This is a genomic window from Phycisphaerales bacterium (assembly GCA_016716475.1).
Lineage (GTDB): Bacteria > Planctomycetota > Phycisphaerae > UBA1845 > Fen-1342 > JADJWG01.
Genome location: JADJWG010000001.1, coordinates 1,240,579 through 1,261,368, shown reverse-complemented (window position 1 = coordinate 1,261,368; position 20,790 = coordinate 1,240,579). Strand labels below are relative to the sequence as shown.

Genomic DNA, 20,790 nt, shown 5'->3' with positions numbered 1-20,790 from the left:
TGTCGGGTCATGCGGCGTTCTCCCGGGCTGGCCGCAGCGCTTGGGCCCAGGGGGCGGCCCGACCGCGGTCACGCACGAGTGAATCAAGGAGCAGCAGCAGCAGCGCTGCGGCCGCGAAGAGGTGCCCGCGTGGAGGTTGCGCGACGCGCTGATCCTCGACGGAATCGAGGGCACGGGTGGCGCTGGCTACATTGCGATACAGGGCGCCGAGATCGAAATTGCTGGTGCCGACGGGGAGGAAGAGGCCCTGCGGCGAAACACTGGCGACCTGTTCCAGGATGGCGAAGTCGGCGCGGGAGCGGACGACCGCACCTTGGAACTCGAGAAAGTCGTTGTTTCCAAGTGGGATGCGGGTGCCTTCACCGGGGTCCCCGAGCGCGAGGGCCACGACCGGGACGCGGTGGTCGCGCCAGAGGTTCGTGGCGGCCTCGACGGGGAAGCTCTCATGGTCCTCGCCGTCGGTGATGAGGATGACGAGCCGATGGGTGTCGAGCGGATCTTCGCGAATGAGATCGGCGGCCATTCGGATGGCGTCGCCGATGGCGGTGCCGCCGAGGGGCACGCTGCGGGGCGACACGTCGTCGAGCGCGAGGCGGAAGAAACCGTAGTCCAGCGTGAGTGGGCAGGTCAGTGCCGGTCGGCCGGCGAACGCGATCAGACCGATGCGTTCCCCACCCAGGGCTGGCAGCAGATCGTCTCGAATCGCTAATTTGGCGCGTTCGAGGCGGCTGGGAGCCAGATCGCGGGCGAGCATCGAGCGGGAGACGTCGAGCAGCACCCAAACGTCGACGTTGCGGCGCGTGAGCGTCTGGGTGGCCTCGCCCCAGCGTGGGCCGACCAGTGCGACGATCAGCAGCGCAAGGGCCGCCGTCTGCAGCGCGAGCCGTAAGAGCGGCCGGGTCCACGAACCGCCCGAGACGAGGCGTGACGCGAGCGGAGCGCCGGCAAAGCGCTGCAGTGCATGGTGGCGCTGCCAGAGGGCGAGCAGCCCGAGCGCGACCAGGGCCACCACGGCCCAGAGCAGGTGCAGCCAGCGCAGCTCGTCGAAAGCGGCGCCGTTCACGGGATCCTCCGCAACAGGGTGGCGTCCAGCAGCAGTTGCAGCGCCAGCAGGCCGAACGCCGCGAGCAGGAAGGGCTGGTCCAGTTCATGCCATTCGACGAAGCGGCGCTCCTCGGTGCGGGTGCGCTCGAGGGCGTCGATCTCGGTGTAGATGGCCTGCAGCGCGTTGACATCCTGGGCGGCGAAGTGCCGCCCGCCGGATACGTCGGCGATGTAGCGCAGGTCACTGTCGTCGACCGGGCGCCGCGGCCGCAGGGGGACCTGCTCGCCGGTGCCGGCGATGATCGTGTAGACGCGAATGCCGTACAGGGCGGCGAGGTCACCAGCTTGGCGCGGCGTGATGGTGCCCATGTTGTTCTCACCGTCCGTGAGCAGAATCGCGATGCGGCTCTTGACGGTGTACTGCTCCCCGCCGACACCTGTGCGCTCGAGCTCGCGCAGCCGTTCGACCGCGAGTGCGAGCGCGTCACCGATGGCTGTGCCGTCTTCGTCGGGATTTCCGCTCCAGACACCGCGAGCGTCAAGATATCGGATGGTGCGGGTGTCCTCGAGGATCTTCAGCAGTGCGTCCCGGTCGAGCGTGAGCGGGCAGACGCTATCGGCGAAGCGCGCGAAGCGGATGATGCCGATCAGGTCGTTCGGCCGACCGGGCAGTTCGCCAGCGCCCATGACGAAGTCGCGGAATACGCGCTTGACGGCTTCGAGTCGGGTGAAGGCGCTGCGCGGCGGTGTCCCCGGGGGCGTCAGGTCGGTATCGAGCATGCTCGAGGAGATATCGACCACCATCTGGATCGCGATGCCCTCGACGTGGATCACGCGGCTTTCGTTCGGCCGCTGCGGCCGGGCCGCACCGATGATGAGCGCGCCCAGCGTGAGGATGCGCAACACGGGCAGGACACCGCGGAGGCGGTGGCGCGGGCCGCTTGCGGCCGTGCGGAGGTCGGTGAGACTCGAGAAGCGCACCATCGGACGGCGGCGGGGCCGCCACCCCAGCCACGCGAAGAGGGGCAGGGTGCAAAGCAACAGCAGGAGCCACGCCCAGGGCAGCGGCCAGTAGAGCCAGGTTGGCGTGAGCGGCAGTTGGATGTGACTCATGCAGCGCCCTCCAGTTCACCGCGGTCGCGGCGCTGTGCTGCGGCTTCGGCGTGGCGTGCGGCGGTGGCAGCAGCGTGCACGAATGTCCGGGCGGTGGCGCGTGCCCGCTCGGCAGCGGTGCGGGTGGGCAGGGCGGCGGCGTACTTCACGATGTCCGACTCGTGCAGCAGGTCGGTGAGGCCGACGGTTTCAAAGGGTACGGGCTGACGACTGCGGGCAAGGGTCGTGAGAAATTCCTCCGTGGTCATCTCGGGAGCGGCGATGGCGAAACGCTTCTCGATGAACAGCCGCACGATCTCGGACAGGCGGTAGTAGAAACCGCGCGCGGCGTCGCGGTCTCCCTCGGTCGGCAGGGGGAGTGCATCCACCGCGGCGAGGGCCCATACATCGGGTGCGATGGGCGGCGCCGGCCGACGCCACCACCGCAACAGCAGCCAAGCCAGTATTCCAATAAGCAGACCACCGAGCAGCGGGCCTCCCACGGCGATCAGCCAGAACCATGGTGAATGCGCAACCGGCGGCTCGGGTGGGACCAGCGTACCGGAAACGTCGCGTGGCTGGGCCGGATCGTCGGCCGCGGTGAGCACCGAGCGCACCAGCACGCGCAGGGGTCCGCCGTACAGATCCTGGGCGGGAGCGATTACGCCGTTTTCGGTCGGTGCCGAGGTATAGCGGATACGCACTTCGGGGATGTCCAGCGGCCCGGAGAGGAGCGGCACGAAACGGAAAGTGCGGCGCCAGGTCAGCCCGGCTTCCGTGGGGAGTGGCGGCGGGTCATCAACAAGAACCGCCTCGAGGTTTCCGAGTTCCTCGGCCACCGGCAGGGTGACCTGCGTGCCGGTCGGCGTGCGGACCGTAATCGTCAAGGTGATGTCGTCGCCGACGAGCGCCTCGGCGGGTGCCGCCGCGAGTGTCAACTGGTAGGGTCCGCGCTCGGTCGTCGTGGTGGCGCTAGCGGGTGGCGGCGCGGGACGGGTGCAGCCCGCCAGCACGAGCCACAGGACGGCCGCCGCTACCAGTGTGCTGCGCCGCATCATCGCCGCTGCCCCCGGCGGTGGAAAAAGCTCTGCAGAGCGGGTACGAACGATTCGCCGGTGCGCACTTCCAGCGTATCGATGCGAAGGCGCCGGAACTCGTCCCGCAAGTTGGTACGTCTTGCGGCCGCGAGCTGCGCGAAACGCTGACGGAAACGCCGCGAACGGGTATCCACCTCGAGGAGGTCGCCGGTCTCGGGGTCGCAGAGTTCGACAAAGCCGACCGCGGGAAGCGACGCTTCGCGTTCATCCTGCACGACAATCGGGATGAGATCGTGCCGGTGACGAGCGACGCGCAGGGCATTCTGGAAGGGTGGGCTCTGGAAATCACTGATGAGGAAGAGGATCGCGCGGCGGTGCAGCACGAGATTCAAGTGATCGAGCGCGGCGGCAACGGAAGTGCCGCGGCTGCGGGGCTCGTGGTAGAGCAGTTCGCGGATCACACGGAGGACGTGTCGAGCACCCTTGCGCGCGGGCACGAAGCGTTCGACGCGATCGGTGAAAAGCAGCAGACCGACCTTGTCGTTGTTGCGAATGGCGGAAAGGGCGAGCGTGGCGCCGAGTTCGGCGATGAGTTCGCTCTTGAGCTGAGTGCGGGTTCCGAACTGCTGTGAGGCACTGACGTCGACAGCCAGGAAGACGGTAAGCTCGCGCTCCTCGCGGAAATTCTTCACGAAAGGGCGACCCGTGCGGGCGGTGACGTTCCAGTCGATGGTGCGGATATCGTCGCCGGGCTGGTATTCGCGCACTTCCTCGAACTCGATGCCACGGCCTTTGAAGGCGGAGTGATATTGCCCGGCAAAGAGATCGTTGACGCGCGCAGTGGTCACAATCTGGATGCGGCGCACCTTCTTGAGTACTTCGGTCGAGATCATGCGGCTCCCACGTTGCGATTCAAGCCGGGGGGCGGGCGGGCGACCCCACGGAAATTGTAGCTGCGCCGGGCAGGAAGTGGGCACGTGGGCGTGCGCCGGCTACCGGTGGCGGAGGCCGGCTCCGAGATGCACCTCGTTCAGACTGCCGCTGCGAAAGCCGCGCAGGTCGAGCCGCGACATACTGGTAACCGAGTTCGCGCAGGGCGTGATCGACCCGTCCGCGCAGCTCGGCGTCGGCGAAGCGTGATAACTCGGCGGCCGGGACCTCGATCCGGGCCAGGTTGTCGTGGTGGCGGACGCGGCACTCGCGGAAGCCGAGCGTGCGCAGGAAGGTCTCCGCGGCGTCGATGCGTGCCAGTTTTTCCGGCGTGATCGATTCCCCGTACTGCACGCGGGACGATAGGCAGGGCGATGCGGGCTTCTCGGCAATGTCCAATCCGGCCGCACGGGCGATGGCTCGCAGGTCGTTTTTCGTGATGCCGGCATCGGCCAGCGGGGCCAGAACGCGTTGCTCGGCCGCGGCCTGGAGGCCGGGGCGGAAGTCGCCGAGGTCGTCGGCATTGGTGCCGCTCAGCACGACGGCATAGCCGCGGGCCAGCGCGAGGGCGTTGAGCTGGGTGTACAACTCGGTTTTGCAGAAGTAGCAGCGGTTGGTGGGGTTGGCGACGTAGTGCGGATCAGCGAATTCCTGCGTCTCGTAGTATTCGTGCCGAGCGCCGTACTGCGCTGCGAGCGCCGCGGCGCTTTCGAGCTCGGCGGCCGGCACGCTGGGACTGCGGCCGGTAATTGCGAGGACCTGGTCGCGTCCGAGGACGCGGACGGCGAGGTACAGCAGGACCGCACTGTCGATTCCGCCGGAGAACGCGACTACCACGGAGCGCAACGTGTGCAGACGATGCAGCAGCGGCTCGACGCGTTGCGCGAGTTCCGGCGGGAGGGTCGCAAGTAGTGTGGCAGTGGCGGGTGTGGACATACCCGGATAACTCCTGGGAGGGCGGCAGCGGCGTCACGGTAGCGCGCCGGGTCCGTACGCTGCGCACCCCTGCATTGTAGGGCCGTGGCCATGGGTCAGGTGGGCGGAGCTGCGCGGACCTGACGCCATTGCCACAGGGCGAAGAGGGGCCCACTGACGACGTACAGGGTGGCCCCCACGACGAGCAGCAATTCGAATGAGAACCACGCCAGCCCGAGGATCAGGATCAGCCAGACAAGATGGGTCGGCGGCTGCTTACGGCGAATATACACGTTGAACATGTGGATGTAATCAAAGCGACTGACCATGAGCAGGCCCACGCCGAAGGTGACACCGGTAGTGAGCCAGCGCAGCACCACGGGCACACTGACACCCCCCAGCGTGAAACCGATCTGCCGCCACTGCTCGTGAAGCGCGATCAACGCGATCAGCAGCGCGGCTGCACCGGGACTGGGAAGCCCGCTGAACGCACGTTGGCTGGATTCCGATTTCACATTTTCGGCATTGAAGCGTGCCAGCCGGATGGCAGCGCAGCTTACGTACACCGCGGCGGCGAGGAGGCCCAGCCGTACCTGCATGGCGGTGGCGTCGGCCACGTCCGGGGTCATGTCCCGTGCCGGCCGCAGCAGGATGGTCACAAACAGCGCTGCCGGGGCGATGCCGAAGCTGACCATGTCGGAAACGGAATCGAGCTGCGCGCCGAACTCGCTGGTGCGGCGCGTGAGCCGTGCCAGACGTCCGTCGAGTGCGTCGAAAAACATCGCCAGCACAAGCAGGTACGCCCCGGCGACGATGTGGGTAGGAAAAGCGTGCTCGAGCCGCCCCAGTGGCATCCGCGGCTGGATGGCGAAATACTCGCTTGCAAACTCGGCTCGCAGCGAAAGCAGGCAGCACAGGATCGCCAGAAACCCGCACAGCAGGTTGCCGAGCGTCATGGCGGCTGGAAGCAGACTGATCCCGACGAGCCGGCGATGGCGGAGACCGTGGTTCGGCAGGGTCGGTGGTTTTTCGATCAAGCGTGTTCCGTTCCGCGCAGGCGCGCCAGCACCGTGAGGCCGGCCCGCACGCGCTGCCCGGGCTGCACACACACCTCCCAGGCCGCGGCGCGCGGCAGGGTGATTTCCGTGCGCGAACCCAGCTTGATCATACCGTAGCGGGCACCGGCGGACAGCACTGTGCCCGGGCGCGCGGCGCACACGATGCGGCGCGCGAGGACACCCGCGATCTGTCGCACCTGAATCGGCCCCGGCAGCGGGGCAGCCGGGGCGAGCGTCAGCGTATTGCACTCGTTGCGTTCATCCGCCTCAGGCCGCAGGGCATTGAGGAAGGCCCCGGCACGATATTCCACGGCCGTCACCGTGCCCGCACAGGGGCTGCGGTTGATATGCACGTTGAACACGCTCAGGAAGATCATGATACGCAACGGGCCTTCGCCCGTGGGGGGATCGATCCGCACGATGCGGCCGTCCGCAGGGGCAAGGATACTACGAGGCGCAGCTACAGGTACACGGCGGGGGTCGCGGTAGAACGCCAGCAGGGCGAGTGTGAACAGTGTGGGCAGCAGGGCCCACCAGCCCGCCCACCAGGCGACGCCCAAGGTGAGCAGTGCGCCGACAAGAGCAATCACGGTGACTTCGGTCCGGGCGTAGGGGGCCATCGGTAGGGGGATCCTCGCAGGCGGCGCTCAGGCGGCGCTGGGGGTCAGCAGTTCATCGAGCAACTGGGCCACGCCGCACTCGTGGTGCGGGGCGACGGTGCGGGCTGCCGCGGCCTTCACGACGTCACGGGCGTTGCCCATCGCGACGCCGAGGCCGGCGTTGCGCAGCATATCCAGGTCGTTCACATCGTCACCCACCGCGACGGTGCGACGTGGATCGAGTCCCCAGCGGCGGCAGAGCCACGCGATACCGTACCATTTGTTCACCACCGGAGCGAAGGTCTCGATCAGGGAGAGGTCATAGGGCGGGGCCCGCAGGATGTTGTGTCGCACACTCTCCCCAAAAGCCAGGTGCAGCGCGGCGGACACTTCGTCGAGCGCCTTGAGGTCGTCGATGACGCTGAGGCGCACCGGGGCCGCCGCTTCCGCCGGCAGGGTGGACACGGCGGTGACGTGACACGGCGTGCGTTCGACCCAGCGATCGACCGCGGGGTGGCGCCGCCGGCCGGCGATGACGTAGCCGTCGTGCCCGACTTCCTGCGCGTCGGTGAGCCACAGTACCGGCAGGCCGCGTTCGAGAAACCAGTCGGTTACCCTGCGGGCCGTCTGCCGGTCGAGCGCCGTGCGTTGCAGCGTCTCGCCGGTGCGGGCATCCGATACAAGCGCACCGAAGACCGTGACCGTCGCATCGAGGTCGAGGCCGATCTCCTGGAGTACGGGGCGCGTTTCGGTGAACGCGCGGCCGGTACACAGGACGATTCGCCACCCGGCTTCGTGGGCCCGGTGCAGCGCGGCGCGGTTGGAGCGTGGAACCGTGTGCCGCTCGTCAAGCAGCGTGCCATCGAGGTCGATCGCCAGCAGATCGTACGGTTGCTTCACGCGTTGGGACTCACCAGCAGGTCGGGCTACAGCAGTGTTGCCGGGGATTGTAGCGGCCCGTTCGTCGTTATACTGCGCAATGGCGGGCGCCGGCCGCGTCGCCGCGGCACGGACCCGGGAAAGGCACAGCATGTCGAGCCGGTCGTTGTCGGGCAGTGCTGCAGAGACGTTGCAGCCCCTTGCCAAACTCGTCCAGCGCGTCGCAATCGTCGGCTCGCCGGCCAAACCGGCGGCAGCGGAACTGCTGCCGCGCGTGCGGGTCTGGGTCGCCGCGCGGGCTACGGTGGTTTACGCCGAAATCACGCATGATGCGGGCCAGGCCCTTGCAACGGACCCCGATCTGCTGATGGTGCTGGGGGGTGATGGCACACTGATCGCGGCTGTACACGGCCTCGGTCTGCGGCAGGTACCGATCCTCGGAATCAACATCGGCAAGCTCGGCTACATGGCCGACTTCATGATCGAGGACCTGGAGCGTGAGGGGAACTTCCTCTTTTCCGGGCACCTGCAGATCACGCGACGCGCCATGATGGATGTTCTGCTCGAGGGTGCGGATGGTACGAGTGGCCGGACCCTCGCCGTGAACGACTGCGTGGTGACGGCCGGTCCCCCTTTCCACATGATTGAGCTGCATGTCACCGTGGACGGTGATGCGGTCGCCGAAATTCGGGGTGATGGTTTGATTGTGGCCACGCCTTCGGGCTCGACGGCCCACAATCTCGCTGCGGGTGGTCCGATCGTTGAGCCGACCGGCGAGGTGTTCATCCTCACGCCGATCTGCCCGCAAGCGTTGACCTACCGCCCGCTCGTGCTGCATGCCGGTCATCGCATTACGGTGGAGACGTCCCACGCCAACGAGGGCACGACGGTGGTCGTCGACGGGCGTGTCACGAAACCGCTGGCCAGTGGTGACCGGGTCGTGATCACGCGCTATGGCGCCGATTTCCTGCTGGTGCGCAATCCGCGACATTCGGAGTGGCACGCACTGCGGCGAAAACTGCGCTGGGGCGAGGGGCCGGCGATGAACGGCACGCCGCGGCAGGAATCTGCCGGGACATAATGCCGCGACAGCGCGGTCCTATTTCTCCACACGGAACAAGCGGCGGCCGACGTCCTGCTGTCCGAACATGTCCGTCGCCCGCACTTCGACCAGGTGGACGCCCGGTTCGAGCGTGGTCGGCAGTCCGCCCTGCCAGAGGTGGCTGCTCTTCACCGTGGCGGGCAGCTTGCGGCCGCGGAGCGGCGGCTCCTGCTCCTCACCGGCCTTGAGTGCGAGGTAGAAAGGGTCCTCGCGATCGGCCTGGGTGATTCGCTGCCACGACCCGTCGTTGACGCGCAGTTCGACAACGGTGCGGGGCGAGCCGTTGAAGACGTTGACCAGCACTTCAGCGGCGGCGAGATCGGCGTGGGGGATGGTCTCGGCGGTCCAGATGTGCATCTGGTGACTCCAGGGTCGCCTAGCGGCCTTGAAGCGTGTGACATAGCGCGGGCCTTCAAACGCGACGGTGGTCCAGCCGTTGGGTGCGCCGTCGCGCATCTGGGTGTGGGGGATGCCGTACTGATCCGGAGAGCCCGCCCACCAACTGCCCGAGCCGGTCACGAGCGTGGTATGGTGGTGTGGTTCCGTGCCGGGCCAGCCGTCTTTCTCGGTCAGAAACCACTGCTGATTGACGTGATGGTGTGCGGACCAGGACACGGTGTGCGGGAAGTCGGCCAGCAGCCCGTACAGCGCGCGTTTCTCTTCATCCGGCAGTTCGAGCATGGGGATGTGCATGGTGACCACGATGAGCCGGTTTTTCGGCGTGCGGCGGAGATCGTTGCGGATGAAGGCGAGCTGGTCCGCGCCGAGGCCCGCCCGGTAATACCCGCGCTTACCCTCTACGGCTCCGAACCACATCACCGTGTCGAGGACGAGGAAGTGCACTTGCCCGTAGTCGAACGAGTAGTACGTCGGCCCGTAGTGGAGCTCGAAAGTTTCGTCTGAAAGCTTGTCGTGCGGTGCTTCGAAATCCAGGTCGTGATTGCCGAGGACATTGTAGATCGGCATGCCGATCCTGGCGGTGTACTCATTCAGCGGCTGGAAGAGGTCGAGCCGGTCGAAGACGATGTCGCCGAGCGTCATGGCGAAGGCGGCGTCGGTGCCGATGACTTCCTCAAGAATGTCGTGAGCGAGGAATTCGATCTCCTGGATGTTGCGCGGCTGGGGGTCGCCGAAGAGGATCACGCGAAAACGGTCGGGCTCCTCCTGGCGGGTGAGCGGGAAATCGACGGCCGCGGGCAGCGGCCCGGTCGGCGCGACGCCCGGGTAGCGCAGCTTGGGCGAGCCGGATGGCTTGTGGAGGTAGTAGTGGCGGGGCAGATTGAGCTGCGGGTCGACCGCGGTGCGCCAGCCGCGCGGTTTGAGTACGAAGATGATCGTATCTTCGGTCACCGGCAGCTCGTAGGCCCCGTCGGCATCTGTGAGTACGATGTCTCGGCCGTTGGAAACGCCGACCTCGGGAATCCCCGGCTCGTCCGCATCACGACGGCCGTTGCCGTTACGATCGTCAAAAACGTGGCCGCGGGCGGTCTGGGTGTAAGCATCGGCCGGGTTGGGCATGTCCTGGGCGGTGACGGTGCGGGTGCCGGGCAACAGACCGAGGAGCGTTGCGAGGATAAGCAGTAGGCGGGTTGGGTGTGGCATGTCAGCGAACCTCGTTGCAGGGTTTTCGATTGCGAATTTCTGACAAGGTAGGGTGCCGGTGCAGTGCTCGCAAACGGGTTGGCGTTAACTTTGGGTGAGCGCCGCGTGCGAGTGCAATCCCCCGACCACTGCGCCCCTTGGAGCAGGGGTGTGCGCGGGGCGCACTCTCAGCGGCTGCTCGACCCCCAACCTCTCCCGGCAGGCGCGGAGAGGTTCGGCAATCGTTACTTGAGCAAGGTGTGCTGTCCGTTAAAACATCGCCGTGGGGGGGCGGTCAGTCGTCTCGGGGGCGACCGTCGGCAGTCGTACCCAGAAGGTGGCTCCGCGGCCGACCTCACTTTCGACTCCGATCGTTCCACCGAGAATCGTGGTCAACTCGCGCGCGATCGCTAGGCCGAGGCCGGTGCCGTGGTGTTCGCGAGTGGCGGACTGGTCGATCTGGCGGAACTTCTCGAAAATCAGGTCGTGGTGCTCCGGGGCGATGCCCGGACCGGTGTCGCTCACCAGCAGTCGGACGAACGTGTCGCCGTCGCGTTCCGCGCGCAGGCGGATCAGGCCGCCCTCGGGCGTGAACTTGATCGCGTTCGATACCAGGTTGTAGACGATCTGCCGCAGCTTGCCCGCATCCGACTGCAGGTTCGGCAGCGGTTCTGGAACTTCGAGCGCCAGTTGCAGTTTCCGCCGGTCGGCCAGGGGGCGCACGTGATCACACAACGTGTTCAGCAGTGCGGCGACCACGATCGGTTCGCGTCGAACCTCGACCTTCCCGGCCTCGATTTTCGCGAGGTCCAACAGATCGTTGATGATTTCCAGCAGGATCCGGCCGGAGATCAGGATGTTCTCGGCGTAGCGGAGTGACTTAGTGTCGTGCGTGCCGGGTGGGCTCTCGCGCAGCAGTTCTGCGAAACCGATGATGCTGGTCAGTGGTGTGCGCAGCTCGTGCGAGACGTTTGCGAGAAACTCGCTCTTGAGCCGGTTGGCTTCGTACAGCGCGATGTTCGTCTCGGCCATCTCGCCGAGTTTTTCATCGAGCAGGCGGTTGGCGCGGCGCAACTCCTCCTGCGACGCGCGCAGACGCTCGAGCATCTGGTTCAGATTCTCGGAGAGCTGTTCGAACTCGTCACCGGTCTGCACGTTCGAGCGCACCGCCAGGTCACCGTCGGACACCCGCAGCGTGACCGTCCGCAGCTCATTGATCGGCGCCAGGATGAAGCGCGTCGTGATCAGGTAGAAGACGAGGATCGCGAGGATGCCCGCCAGGGTTCCGGCCGCGACGATCACCACGCGGTTGATCTGTGACGCGAGGCGGCTTTGTTCGGCCGGGAGATCCACGAGGATCAGGCCGGCAAGCTGGTTTTCGCGGTAGGGCCGCGCGAACCCCCCCTCGGCGTGGCAGTCGACGCACTGCCGGGTGACCCAGACGGCGTGGGCATACCGAAACTCCCGGCCACGGTCCTCGGCCCAGGTGGTTTCGTAATAGGTGCGACTGGTGGGGTTGCTGCGCAGTGTCCGGAAGGCGCGATCCACGAACGGGTCCTGCAAGCTGCGTTGCGCCACGGAGAGGGGGTCGTTGACGTCGCTCGTGAGCCGGGCAAATGTCGGCACCGGTGGCGGGGCGTCGGGCAGCAGGCCGAAGCGCCCGCTGTGAAAGCCCTCTGTCGGGGTTTCCTCCGGCTGCGGCAGCACGTGACGGAAGTAGCCCTCGGCCACACTGCGGGCCTCGCGGAAGGGTTGCTGCAGCACGATCGCCTCCATGTAGTACCACGGCACCGCGAGCGCTGCCCCGATGATGAGCAGCACCGCGAGCCCGAACAGGAGCCGGTACTTGGTGGCCAGGGAGATTCGCACGAGCCGCATGGTTCCCATGATCCGCCGCGTGGCGTCCGACGGCAAGCACCGTTCACCTGATCCGCACGCGCTGGACTGCCGCCGGGGGCCGATCGCGTCTATAGTTCGCAGCAGTCAACGGGAGGCCTGGGGGAGGGATGCAGGCCGTGGCCGCAGTGTCGGTCTCGGCGGAGATCGAGAAAGGAACGCGATGGCGGCCGGAGGCGCAACACGCAGAGTGCACAGGTGGCTCGGCCTCGCGATCGCGGCGGCCTTGCTCACGGCGGGCGGCTGCGTCACGCTGGTGCGGCAGACGGATCGGGAAGTGGAGCGCCTGATTGCCGCGCGACAACGTGCGGCGCTGGGTCGCGCGACGCCCGCCCGCATCCACCAGCCGGAGGCGCTGCCGCAGCCGGCACGGGGCGCCTACGACTCCGCGCCGCAGCCGACGACCTCGGACTTGCCGCCGGGGTTCGAGATCGGTGCGGAGGCCGGGGACTCTACGACCATGGCGGAAGTACCCCCCTCCGACCCATCCACCACGCAGCCCATGGCCCCGCCGACCACCACGGCGGCGGCGCTGCCGCGGGAGCAATTGTTCACCCTGACGCAGGCGCTGGCCTATGCCCAGGAATACCGGCGGCCGTACCAGAGCGCGAAGGAGGACCTCTACCTCGCGGCACTTGCGCTGACGCTGGAACGACACCTGTGGACGCCGATCTTTTCGTCAAACCTGCGCACGGTGTACGGCAACTACGGCGAGGCCCGCGGCTTTGATCAAGCGATGCGTTTTGTCGCGGATCTCGGCGTGTCACAGCGGCTGCCCTATGGCGGCGAGTTCACGGCGGAAATGATCAGCACGCTGATCCGCGACGTGAAGCAGACCATCACCGCGGCCGAGGGGAGCGTGATCAACCTCGGTGTGCGGGTGCCGCTGCTGCGGGGGGCGGGTCACATCGCCCGGGAGCAACTGATCCAGCTCGAACGCGAGCTCACCTACTCCGTACGCACGTTCGAGCGCTTTCGACGGTCGCAACTCGTCCAGGTGGCGCAGGCGTACTTCGACCTGGTGCGGCAGAAGCAGCAGGTGATCGACAACGGTATCAGTCTGGAACGCGCCGTCAACGACGCGGAGCGCGCCGAGGAGTTCGAGCGCGCCGAGCGCGGGAGTCCGCTCGAGACGCAGCGTGCCAAGCTGCGGATGCTGTCGCAGCAGAACGCCCTGCGATTCGCCGAAGAGGGGTTTCGGTCCCAGGCCGACCGCTTCAAACTGCTGATCGGCATGCCGGTGGAGCAGCGTCTGGACATGGCGCTGCTCGAAGATATCGAAACGATCGAGGAGCAGGCGAAGTTGGGGGCGTATCCGCTGCTAGTGCCGCCGGTCGCGGCTACCGAGGAAGTGCTGGCCACCCAGGTGGCGTTGGTGCGCCGGCTGGAGTTGCTGACCGCCGCCGACCGGATCGACGACGAGCGCCGCGGTGTGGCCATCAGCAAGAACGCGCTGCTGCCGGATCTGAACTGGACCGGGCAGGTCAGTTTCGACACTGACCCGGAACACTATCGGCTGGGGGCGTTTCACTTCGAACGGGCGAACTGGCGGACGGAAGTGGTGCTGTCGCTGCCGCTCGAACGCAAAGCGGAGCAAACACAATTGCGCCGCGCCCTGATCAGCGTGCGTCAGGCCGAGCGAAACGAGGTGGAAACAGCCGAGCGGGTGCGCGTGGAGGTGCGGGCGGCGGTCAACCAGTTGCGGTTGCAGGATGCGCTGCTGCGAATCCAGTTCGAGAACGTGCAGATCGCCGATCGGCAGGCGCAGTATGCGCGGCTCCAGTACGACGACGGTGAGCTCGACAACCGTGACTTGATCGAAGCGGAGGATGCGCGGCTGAATGCACTGAATGCGCTCAACCGTGCCAAGACGGACCGCTGGGGCGCGATTCTGGAGTTCCGGCTCGCGACCGAAACGCTCGATGTCGACGAGAGTGGCGTGCAGATGGTCACGGAGGACTAGGCGGGCAGGCGCAACCGGGCAACCCGCCGCCAACCGGTGGACGCCCGGAGTCGCAGGGCGGGGACCGGCGGTGCGGACAATCACGTGACTTCCTCCCGGAGTGACTCAGAGGGTGTGCGGCCCGGTGGGCCTGCTCATTTCCTCTTCATCATGCCGCGCCAGCCACCCTGCTGGTGGGTAGCGAGTGCGCTGGTGGATGCCAACCGCACGTCGTCCACGGTGAAGTAGCACTTCGGATCCTGGGACCGCACCTCCGCGATCACCCGGGCCGTGTCGCGCCGGTGAACCTGCACGAACAGCTCCTGCACCGGGCCGTCGCGGCCGAAGCCGTCGAACTGCGTGACACGGTAGCCGTGGCTGCGCAGCGTGGCTGCGAGCTGGGCGCCGTCGCGCGAGATCACGCGAACAACCTGCTGGCCGAGTGCGAGGCGCTGTTCAATCGTCATGCCGACGTAGTTGCCCAGCGCGAAGCCGACCGCGTAGGCCACCGCATAAAGCGGCTGCTGCCCGAGCTGCTGGATCACGCTGGAGACGATCGAGACCCAGATGAGGATTTCGAAGAAACCGAGTACGAAGGCCAGGCCGCGACGGCCCTGAACCACCATGATGGTGCGGATCGTTCCGAGCGATACGTCCGCGATGCGCGCCGTCACGATGACGAGGCACATCAACAGCACACCGACCAGCTCTTCCACGCTGCACTCCTGTTCCCGGCCAGCACTGCGGCCGCGCAGCGGGAATTGTGCCGTCTGCAGGGGCGGGGGGGCAAATGGGGTGGCGAACCCGCGGCAACGCGGGACCTCGCACCTGCGGGCGGGGTGCCCGTATACTGCGTGGTCGGAGGCGCTGCGATGTTCACGGCCGCTACTGCTCAATCCATCCGAGCTCCGCGCGGGACTACCCTGCAATGTCGCGGGTGGCTCCAGGAAGCCGCCCTGCGCATGCTGATGAACAATCTTGACCCGGAGGTCGCCGAGTTGCCCGAGCAGCTCATCGTGTACGGCGGCTCCGGTAAGGCCGCCCGCTCGTGGCCGGATTACGAACGCCTCGTCGCGACGTTGCGGCGGCTGGGAGACGATGAGACGTTGCTGGTGCAGTCGGGGCGGGCGGTTGGCGTCATTCGTACGCACACCGACGCGCCGCGCGTCCTGATCAGCAACGCGATGCTCGTACCGCACTGGGCAAACTGGGATGAGTTCCGCCGGCTGGAAGCGCTCGGTCTGACCATGTACGGCCAGATGACGGCCGGCAGTTGGATTTACATCGGGACGCAGGGGATTCTGCAGGGGACGTACGAGACTTTCGGGGCGGCGGCGCGGCGGCACTTCGGCGGTTCGCTGCGCGGGCGACTGGTGGTCACGGGTGGGCTCGGTGGCATGGGCGGTGCACAGCCCCTTGCGGCCACCTTCCACGGCGCAGTGTGCCTGGTGGCGGAAGTGGATCGGCGCCGCATCGAGAAGCGGCTCGCGACGCGCTATTGCGATCGCTGCACCGAGCACATCGACGAGGCCCTGAGCTGGGCGGATACGGCGCGCGCTGCCGGGGAAGCCGTGTCGATCGGCGTGGTGACGAACGCAGCCGACCTGTTGCGGGCACTGCTTGAGCGCGGCATCACACCGGACCTGCTCACCGATCAGACGTCGGCGCACGACCCGCTGAACGGGTACGTGCCGAATGGCTGCACCTATGCGGAGGCGCTAGCGCTGCGGGCGGCCGATCCGGACAGGTACGTGCGGGAAGCGCTGCGGACGATGGCTGAGCACGTGCGGCACATGCGGGCACTGCAACAGCGCGGTGCGATCACTTTCGACTACGGTAACAACCTGCGCGCTTTCGCCCGGGATGCCGGTGTCGCCGATGCGTTCGAGATTCCCGGGTTCGTACCGGAGTACATCCGCCCGCTGTTCTGCGCGGGCTCGGGCCCCTTCCGCTGGGCGGCACTCTCGGGTGACCCGGCCGACATCGCGGTGACTGATGAAGCCGTGCTCACGACTTTTCCGGAGGAAGAGCATCTCTGCAACTGGATCCGGCTGGCGCGTGAACGGGTTGCCTTCCAGGGACTGCCCGCGCGGATCTGCTGGTTGAACTACGGTCAGCGGGCGCGGCTGGGTCGCGTGTTCAACGAGCTGGTGCGCAGCGGACAGGTACAGGCGCCTTTGGTCATTGGACGCGATCATCTCGACTGCGGTTCGGTCGCCTCCCCCCATCGCGAGACGGAGGGGATGCGCGACGGCTCGGACGCGATTGCCGACTGGCCGATGTTGAACGCCCTGGCGAACACGGCTTGTGGGGCCACCTGGGTGTCACTGCATCACGGAGGCGGGGTGGGGATCGGCTACTCGCTGCATGCGGGGATGGTCGTGGTCGCTGACGGAACACCGGCGGCCGCCGCCCGGCTGGAGCGCGTGCTGACGGCCGATCCGGGCCTCGGGGTGATACGGCACGCGGATGCAGGATATCCCGAGGCGCTCGCGGTGGCGCGCGCGCGGGGTGTGGATCTGGGCGGTTGAACAAGGGGGAGCGGTCTCCGGGAGAGGACGCGTGCGGGTCCGGCGCTGCCTCCGAGGGGTGCCCGAAATCTGCCTCTGTTGGCCCATTCCTGGGCCTGCCGGGATATGATTCCCACGTCGTGGCCGCGCGGCCGCGACAGCCCGGCCCGCTTGCACGGAGACCCGCGATGCCTTCCCGCACGTACCAACGCATCATGTCACTCGGATGGGGGCTCGCAGTGGCGAGCGGTTTCGCCGTAGCGCAAACGACTCAACCCGCACCGACCACCGCACCGGCCGATCCGGCCGTGCAGGCGCGGGCTACGGAACTGCTGGAGCGGGCGTTGAAGAACTACCGTGCGGCCAAGAGTTACACTGACCGCATCAGCTCGCGGGCGGAGATAGCGGCGAAGGGGCGCGCGGGTGAGGACGCGGGGCAGGTCAACGAATTCGCAACGGCACTGCGTTTTTCGCGGCCGAACCGGTTGGCGTTGACGACCGACGACGTGGCGCTCCACAGCGACGGCAAGACGTTCTGGGCGTACGTGGAGGACCTGGAACAGTACACGGAGAAGCCGGCGCCGGAACGGTTCGACTTCACGGCGCTGCTGGAGTCGTCGCTCGACATGGGCCCGCCGCACCCGGTGCTGTACGTACTGCTGGCGGAAAACAAGCCCTTCGCGGAACTCTTCCCAATGGTCAAGGGCTTCACGGCGGTGGAGCCCGAGGAGCGCGACGGCCGGCCGGGTACGCGAATCCGCGCCCTGGTGGATGCCGAGCAGACGATGCTGGAACTGCCCGGGGTGGTCCCGATCAGCATCTGGATTCACGACAAGACGGGGCTGGTCGAGCAACTCGAGCTGGACGCGACCGTGGCGCTCCGGACCCAGTTCGGGCTCGACAAGGAGCCGAAAAGCGGCGAGGAGGACGAGATGGAGGATGCCTTCCGTCCGTTCAACCAGATCGACCGTGCGGCGGTCACGTTGACCTTTCACGATGTACGGATCGACGTGGACATTCCTGCGGGCGAGTTCGCCTTCCAGCCGCCGACGAGCGCGACGAAGGTGGACGAGTTCGACTTCGGTCGCGGGCCCGACCCGAACGATCTGCTGGGGCAGCACGCGCCACCGTTCGCGGGTGATGCGCTGGATGGTAAGCCGATCGCACTGGAGGATCTGCGCGGGCGCGTCGTGCTGCTGGATTTCTGGGCGACCTGGTGCGGACCGTGTGTTGCGGCGATGCCATTCATCCAGCGGATCGCCGAGAAGTATGCGGATCAGCCGTTCTCGGTGGTGGGTATCAACCAGGACAGCGCCGGCGAGGAGATGGCGGGGCGGGTGAAGCGCTTCCTGGAGGAGCGCAAGGTGACGTTCCGCCATTTCCGAGACCCGGATGGCAAGCTTGGCCGCCAGTACAAGGTGAGCGGTATTCCATGCAGCTTCCTCCTGGACAAGGAGGGGCGGATTCAGGCGGTGCATCTGGGTTTCTCGCCGTCGTTGGAGCAGGATCTGTCGGCGAAGATCGACAAGCTGCTGAAGGGTGAGACGCTGGTCGAACCGAAGAAGGAAGACGAGCAGCCGCAGCCGTAAGGTTGGCGAGTAGGGCTGAGGGGGCGTCCCGTGATTGGGTCGCCCCGTCCAGTCGGGGCGGGGGACGGGGGCCGGAGGCGACGAGCACCGCGCGCCCCCGCCGGACCGGGGCGCCGCGCTTGCATTCACCGCCGATCAGTTCTGCTCTCGTGAGATTGAGGTCGCGGGCTGCTACCATTGTTTACATTCGGGCTGGTTTCGGGCCGGCCTCGGCGAAAAACATGGATGGCGGCGGCGAGGGTTGTTGTCGGTCTGCGCGTGCAGCCGGACCGATCCTGGTCCGCCGTCCACCAGCACAGGAGGTGCATGCGTGAGAACGTGCAATTCGCTTCGGATGGCTGTCGTAGCCGCCGTGTTTGGGTTTGTGGGGACTGCGGCAGGCGCGATTCCCGGTACCCTTGCAACGTTTGATGTGGATGCGGAGGGTTTCGTCGGCAGTACCATCGCCACCACGCAGATTCACTTGGCGGCGGGCGGTAACCCCGACGGGTTCGTGCAGATCCGCAAGGATTTGTTGACCGGTTTCGACATCGGTACCCGGAACAGCGTCACCCCCGGATTTCTTGGCGACTATGCGGCGGCCGGCATCAACGGGGCGGGTTTCGACCTGAACGTGTTCAACACGTCGCTGGATGAAGCACACCTGCGCTTCCGCCGTGATGTGGACGAGAACGGCTGGTACTACGACTTCGGTCCGGTTACGCCGGACGGGAACGCTTGGGGTCAGTACGACGTGGTTTTCGACCCGACTTGGGATGACGCCACGGCGCTGGCGAACGGATGGACGCAGGAGCCGGTGAGCCCGAGCTTCGCCGACCTGTTCGCGAACATCGGCTGGATCGAGGTACGCGTCATCAACGAGGGCAGCAACATCGTCGGTGTCGACAACGTGCGGATCGTGCCCGAGCCAGCGACGCTCGCGCTGTTGCTTGTTGCTACTGCAGTCCTCCGGCACCGGCGCTGATGTCCATCTCGAAGGGTTCAGACGTGCACCGCGCCGCGTTGGGGGGCGCGGTCGCGTTGCGTCTATGAACCAATGCAGTGCGGGGGTGGCTCCTCTCAGTTCTATGTGCCTTCGTGGTACAATGCAGGTGAAACTGTGTGTGGTGTGGACTGCACATGAGTTTGCGTTGCGTCAGGGAGGAGGAGGCGAGCCATGTGGCGGTTTCTTGTCTTCGGGGCGAGTGCCGCGGTCATGTATGTGGTTTCGGGAGCGTCTGCGGATCTGCTCCGCAATGGGAGCTTCGAGCTTGTTCCGGGGGCTCATCACGATCAGGGCATCCTGCCGAACGAGTGGGTGCAAACCAGCGGAATTTACGCCGGTGCCGATACGTATGACACATCCGGTGTCTACGGGTTGTGGCCCAGTGAATATGGACACTTTTCGGGAGTGGTGGCGCAGGATGGGAACCGCTGGGTGGCGGGGGCGTGCTTTGGCAGCGGGGTCTCCGAGTCCTTTGGGCAATTGCTCAGCGCGCCGCTCGTGCCGGGTTGGTCGTACGAACTCTCCGCGCAACTGCACGCGTCTTACACGCTGGCGGGTATGGGCGGCTTCGAGGTGTTCCTGGCACCTTCCGCAAGCATGCAGAATGCCGTGCCCCTCGGCTACCTCAGTTCGACTCTGAGCAATATGGCCTGGGAAGGCAGGTCCGTGGTATTCATGGCGCCTCCGGATGCCGCTGAATTGCCCTATCTGATTCTGAGCCCTTACAACGCGACCCAAGATGTCCTGAGCTACCCCGGTATCGACGCCGTTGCGCTGGTCAGAGTGCCTGAGCCGGCGCCGCTCGCGCTGCTGCTCAGCGCGGTGGCCATCGTCCGACTACGGCGCTGACGGCCTTCTTCACGGTAGCGCTTTGCCTGGCACCACCCTGGATGGCGCGGTGGCGTGGTGTGCAGTCGGGGGGAGCCGGCGTACGCTGGTCCCCTGGCGTCAAGGGCGGCACCAGGCGATGGCGTTAGTCCGCATACTTCTGACGCAGACGACCGGAGAGCCGCAGCAGCAACTGCACGCGCTCGAACTCGTCGAGCCAGTCCTGCAATGTGGCAGCGATCTCGTTGGCGGGCAGTGGTGCGCCCGGCAGTGGGCACGACGGCCCGAGTTGCCGCGCTGCGATCGCGCGGTAGCGCGCGAGGGTGCGGTCACCCAGCAACGCCACGAACTCGTCATCTTCCGCCAGGAACAGCACCACCGGTACACGGGCGCCGGCGTTGATCCGCAGGTGCCCCGCCAACTCCCCGTGCTCATCGCGATCGACGAACCGCAGCCGGACACGCTCCTCGTTGGCGGCGGCGATGTGTGCGAACAGCGGGCATTGCTGCACGCAGTCACCGCACCAGATGCCCGAGACGACCAAAACATGCATCTCGCGGGTGAACCCCGCGACGAGCGCACGCTGCGTCTCGGTCAGTGCCGCCAGGGCATGAAATTTCTTCCAGGCCGCTTGCTGCTCCGCCGTGCCGGTGGCGATGTAGCGCTCATAGGAAAGTCCGGCGGCAAACGAGCGCGCGAGAAGACTGCGGTCCAGCATCGGATCCTCCAGGGGAACTCGGCCGAGCGATTGTAGCGCCGCGTCTGCAACCGGCCGTGGAGCCGGCGGAGCGCACCCGACTGCC

At 66.7% G+C, this 20,790-nt stretch carries 17 protein-coding genes and 1 pseudogene; 6 read left to right on the top strand and 12 right to left on the bottom strand.

Translation table 11 applies throughout. The annotated features are described in order from the left end of the window. Positions 1–7 precede the first annotated feature (7 nt). The 8 genes and pseudogenes from IPM18_05225 to IPM18_05190 form a co-directional block, all read right to left on the bottom strand. A complete protein-coding gene (locus IPM18_05225) occupies positions 8–1,063 on the bottom strand; it encodes a VWA domain-containing protein (protein ID MBK9118993.1) in 1,056 nt (351 codons plus the stop codon). Further along, positions 1,060–2,157 carry a VWA domain-containing protein gene (locus IPM18_05220; protein ID MBK9118992.1) on the bottom strand — a complete coding sequence of 366 codons (1,098 nt, stop codon included), beginning with the start codon at positions 2,155–2,157 and terminating at the stop codon, positions 1,060–1,062. Before IPM18_05220 ends, IPM18_05225 begins: the two co-directional genes overlap by 4 nt. Continuing rightward, the gene (locus IPM18_05215) at positions 2,154–3,194 is read right to left on the bottom strand and encodes a hypothetical protein (GenBank protein MBK9118991.1); all 1,041 of its coding nucleotides are present in this window, start codon (positions 3,192–3,194) and stop codon (positions 2,154–2,156) included. Before IPM18_05215 ends, IPM18_05220 begins: the two co-directional genes overlap by 4 nt. Then, entirely contained in the window at positions 3,191–4,066 is an 876-nt protein-coding gene (locus tag IPM18_05210) for a DUF58 domain-containing protein (GenBank protein ID MBK9118990.1), read from the bottom strand. The genes IPM18_05215 and IPM18_05210 overlap by 4 nt, the downstream gene beginning before the upstream one ends. 99 nt (positions 4,067–4,165) lie before the next feature. Further along, positions 4,166–5,039 (bottom strand): annotated as a pseudogene (gene larE / locus IPM18_05205) (ATP-dependent sacrificial sulfur transferase LarE). Between the two features lie 95 nt (positions 5,040–5,134). Next, positions 5,135–6,055 carry a CDP-alcohol phosphatidyltransferase family protein gene (locus IPM18_05200; protein MBK9118989.1) on the bottom strand — a complete coding sequence of 307 codons (921 nt, stop codon included), beginning with the start codon at positions 6,053–6,055 and terminating at the stop codon, positions 5,135–5,137. After that, the gene (locus tag IPM18_05195) at positions 6,052–6,696 is read right to left on the bottom strand and encodes a phosphatidylserine decarboxylase family protein (GenBank protein MBK9118988.1); all 645 of its coding nucleotides are present in this window, start codon (positions 6,694–6,696) and stop codon (positions 6,052–6,054) included. The genes IPM18_05200 and IPM18_05195 overlap by 4 nt, the downstream gene beginning before the upstream one ends. A gap of 27 nt (positions 6,697–6,723) precedes the next feature. Continuing rightward, positions 6,724–7,575 carry an HAD family phosphatase gene (locus tag IPM18_05190; protein MBK9118987.1) on the bottom strand — a complete coding sequence of 284 codons (852 nt, stop codon included), beginning with the start codon at positions 7,573–7,575 and terminating at the stop codon, positions 6,724–6,726. Between the two features lie 130 nt (positions 7,576–7,705). Here IPM18_05190 and IPM18_05185 point away from each other — a divergent pair, with 130 nt between their 5' ends. Beyond that, complete coding sequence (locus tag IPM18_05185) at positions 7,706–8,635, top strand: NAD(+)/NADH kinase (GenBank protein ID MBK9118986.1); 930 nt, start codon at positions 7,706–7,708, stop codon at positions 8,633–8,635. 18 nt (positions 8,636–8,653) lie between these two features. On the opposite strand, the gene IPM18_05180 is transcribed toward IPM18_05185, so the two are convergent. Beyond that, the gene (locus tag IPM18_05180; GenBank protein ID MBK9118985.1) at positions 8,654–10,258 is read right to left on the bottom strand and encodes a calcineurin-like phosphoesterase family protein; all 1,605 of its coding nucleotides are present in this window, start codon (positions 10,256–10,258) and stop codon (positions 8,654–8,656) included. Positions 10,259–10,507: 249 nt separating this feature from the next. Next, a complete protein-coding gene (locus IPM18_05175; protein ID MBK9118984.1) occupies positions 10,508–12,115 on the bottom strand; it encodes a HAMP domain-containing protein in 1,608 nt (535 codons plus the stop codon). Positions 12,116–12,323: 208 nt separating this feature from the next. Between IPM18_05175 and IPM18_05170 the strand changes: the two genes are divergently transcribed. Further along, positions 12,324–14,096 carry a TolC family protein gene (locus IPM18_05170; protein MBK9118983.1) on the top strand — a complete coding sequence of 591 codons (1,773 nt, stop codon included), beginning with the start codon at positions 12,324–12,326 and terminating at the stop codon, positions 14,094–14,096. Between the two features lie 134 nt (positions 14,097–14,230). Here IPM18_05170 and IPM18_05165 read toward each other — a convergent pair whose 3' ends face one another. Then, positions 14,231–14,764 (bottom strand): DUF2179 domain-containing protein, encoded by a 534-nt coding sequence (locus IPM18_05165; protein ID MBK9118982.1) that lies wholly within the window; start codon positions 14,762–14,764, stop codon positions 14,231–14,233. A 183-nt stretch (positions 14,765–14,947) separates the two neighbouring features. Between IPM18_05165 and hutU the strand changes: the two genes are divergently transcribed. The 4 genes from hutU to IPM18_05145 all read left to right on the top strand — a co-directional run bounded on the left by hutU (position 14,948) and on the right by IPM18_05145 (position 20,008). Beyond that, positions 14,948–16,606 carry a urocanate hydratase gene (gene hutU / locus IPM18_05160; protein ID MBK9118981.1) on the top strand — a complete coding sequence of 553 codons (1,659 nt, stop codon included), beginning with the start codon at positions 14,948–14,950 and terminating at the stop codon, positions 16,604–16,606. 167 nt (positions 16,607–16,773) lie between these two features. Next, positions 16,774–18,174, top strand: a complete 1,401-nt coding sequence (locus IPM18_05155) for a redoxin domain-containing protein (GenBank protein MBK9118980.1) — start codon at positions 16,774–16,776, stop codon at positions 18,172–18,174. Positions 18,175–18,484: 310 nt separating this feature from the next. Beyond that, positions 18,485–19,138 carry a PEP-CTERM sorting domain-containing protein gene (locus tag IPM18_05150; protein ID MBK9118979.1) on the top strand — a complete coding sequence of 218 codons (654 nt, stop codon included), beginning with the start codon at positions 18,485–18,487 and terminating at the stop codon, positions 19,136–19,138. 192 nt (positions 19,139–19,330) lie between these two features. Then, positions 19,331–20,008, top strand: a complete 678-nt coding sequence (locus IPM18_05145) for a hypothetical protein (protein ID MBK9118978.1) — start codon at positions 19,331–19,333, stop codon at positions 20,006–20,008. 124 nt (positions 20,009–20,132) lie between these two features. Here IPM18_05145 and IPM18_05140 read toward each other — a convergent pair whose 3' ends face one another. Next, positions 20,133–20,705 (bottom strand): thioredoxin family protein, encoded by a 573-nt coding sequence (locus IPM18_05140; protein MBK9118977.1) that lies wholly within the window; start codon positions 20,703–20,705, stop codon positions 20,133–20,135. Positions 20,706–20,790: the final 85 nt, after the last annotated feature.

Bases quoted from the DNA above. Each gene is read 5' to 3' on its own strand.
- IPM18_05220 (MBK9118992.1), bottom strand. From the start codon at position 2,157: ATGAGTCACATCCAACTGCCGCTCACGCCAACCTGGCTCTACTGGCCG.
- IPM18_05215 (MBK9118991.1), bottom strand. From the start codon at position 3,194: ATGATGCGGCGCAGCACACTGGTAGCGGCGGCCGTCCTGTGGCTCGTG.
- IPM18_05210 (MBK9118990.1), bottom strand. From the start codon at position 4,066: ATGATCTCGACCGAAGTACTCAAGAAGGTGCGCCGCATCCAGATTGTG.
- IPM18_05195 (MBK9118988.1), bottom strand. From the start codon at position 6,696: ATGGCCCCCTACGCCCGGACCGAAGTCACCGTGATTGCTCTTGTCGGC.
- IPM18_05185 (MBK9118986.1), top strand. From the start codon at position 7,706: ATGTCGAGCCGGTCGTTGTCGGGCAGTGCTGCAGAGACGTTGCAGCCC.
- IPM18_05180 (MBK9118985.1), bottom strand. From the start codon at position 10,258: ATGCCACACCCAACCCGCCTACTGCTTATCCTCGCAACGCTCCTCGGT.
- IPM18_05175 (MBK9118984.1), bottom strand. From the start codon at position 12,115: ATGCGGCTCGTGCGAATCTCCCTGGCCACCAAGTACCGGCTCCTGTTC.
- IPM18_05165 (MBK9118982.1), bottom strand. From the start codon at position 14,764: ATGTGCCTCGTCATCGTGACGGCGCGCATCGCGGACGTATCGCTCGGA.
- hutU (MBK9118981.1), top strand. From the start codon at position 14,948: ATGTTCACGGCCGCTACTGCTCAATCCATCCGAGCTCCGCGCGGGACT.
- IPM18_05155 (MBK9118980.1), top strand. From the start codon at position 16,774: ATGCCTTCCCGCACGTACCAACGCATCATGTCACTCGGATGGGGGCTC.
- IPM18_05145 (MBK9118978.1), top strand. From the start codon at position 19,331: ATGTGGCGGTTTCTTGTCTTCGGGGCGAGTGCCGCGGTCATGTATGTG.
- IPM18_05140 (MBK9118977.1), bottom strand. From the start codon at position 20,705: ATGCTGGACCGCAGTCTTCTCGCGCGCTCGTTTGCCGCCGGACTTTCC.